Here is a 1,171-nt window from a genome sequence, read left to right as displayed (position 1 = left end):
GTAATAGCCAGTCTTAGATTTGCCAATGAGGTAGAAAAGGATAAACAAGGTCAGCCTAATGGCTCGACATTTTTTCCTCAAGGATGGTCGGAAGCAAGATTGAAATATGAACTATCAGAGACTTTTAAAAATAAGCCAGCTAGTTTACGTCCACAAGAAGGTTTTACTACTACTACACCTTCTGGGGTAAACGTTAAGTTTGTACCACCAAGCCAAAGTCCTAATTCTTCAGTGAATCAATGGTGTGGCGGGCCTTTACAATGAGGAAATAAATGAGATGAAAATTAAATTTCAATATGTTCTAAGAGAAGAGTATGAAGCTGATGAAGGAGTATATGTACCTACACTCGGTTGGGGGGTAGCCCCATATAAAAATCAAGCGGAGGGATTTGATGCATATCTTAAAGGGGATGAAGACTTTTTGGATTTTATTTCAAGCATAGATAATTTAGAACTTATATCTGAGGCTTTATTAAAAATTGAGAGTATATTGAGAAATCAAAGAAAAGAAATTATTTTTTCTCCTTACGGTGATATGGGCGGAAGTGCGAAATTTACAAAGGAAATTACGACATTTAAACTTCGTACTAACAAAACTAAAAATTATCGTGGAGAAATCTCTACTGAATTATTTTTAAAAGTATTGATTCAATGGAAAAAGTATTTGGAATCTAATACAAAAGAGTATGAGGCAGTAGTTATATAATAATTTAATTAGATTAAAGAAACATATCAATATTAGATCGGCGTTTTATATAATTAGAGAAAATTCTGCCTTTAAATCGATTCAGGAAGTGAGGAAATTCAAACTATTAGGAAGTGAATTGTTCGATCTTTTAAGAGAAGAGTTAACTGGTCAGTATGACGTTATCTATGAAAGTTAAGATAGCTTAAAAAATTACTCCCCAGTTAACCTAGTTATATGACATTCTATGGCTTCTAAAAATTTTTTAATATTTTTGAAAAATGGGGAAGTTGTAGATTTCCTTCCTAGAAAGCTCCAATTTCAAATAAATAGCTATGGATAAAACATGAATTCAATAAATCGCAGTAGTAAGTTCTTTCTTTCAGTTTTTCTAATGATGAGTCTTTCAAATACATATGCAGCAAAGACACAAGTTGAAGCGGTTGATGCTATGGAAGCTGCTGGAGCAGAAGTGGCAGAAGCGGG

At 33.2% G+C, this 1,171-nt stretch carries 2 protein-coding genes and 1 pseudogene; all 3 read left to right on the top strand.

All coding sequences use genetic code 11. The features are described from left to right. Positions 1–264: EndoU domain-containing protein (locus J582_RS25315; protein ID WP_050674876.1), on the top strand; the 264-nt coding region annotated here is incomplete at its 5' end. Between the two features lie 13 nt (positions 265–277). Then, complete coding sequence (locus tag J582_RS25310) at positions 278–706, top strand: hypothetical protein (RefSeq protein ID WP_032048814.1); 429 nt, start codon at positions 278–280, stop codon at positions 704–706. A 325-nt stretch (positions 707–1,031) separates the two neighbouring features. Next, positions 1,032–1,171, top strand: a pseudogene (locus tag J582_RS27655) (hypothetical protein); the annotation flags it as partial.

The organism is Acinetobacter sp. 1566109 (genome assembly GCF_000582255.1).
GTDB classification, from domain to species: Bacteria; Pseudomonadota; Gammaproteobacteria; order Pseudomonadales; family Moraxellaceae; genus Acinetobacter; species Acinetobacter nosocomialis.
This window is presented reverse-complemented; position numbering and strand designations above follow the sequence as displayed.

What these genes read in the sequence shown, in the direction of transcription:
- J582_RS25310 (WP_032048814.1), top strand. Translation starts at nt 278, where the DNA reads ATGAAAATTAAATTTCAATATGTTCTAAGAGAAGAGTATGAAGCTGAT.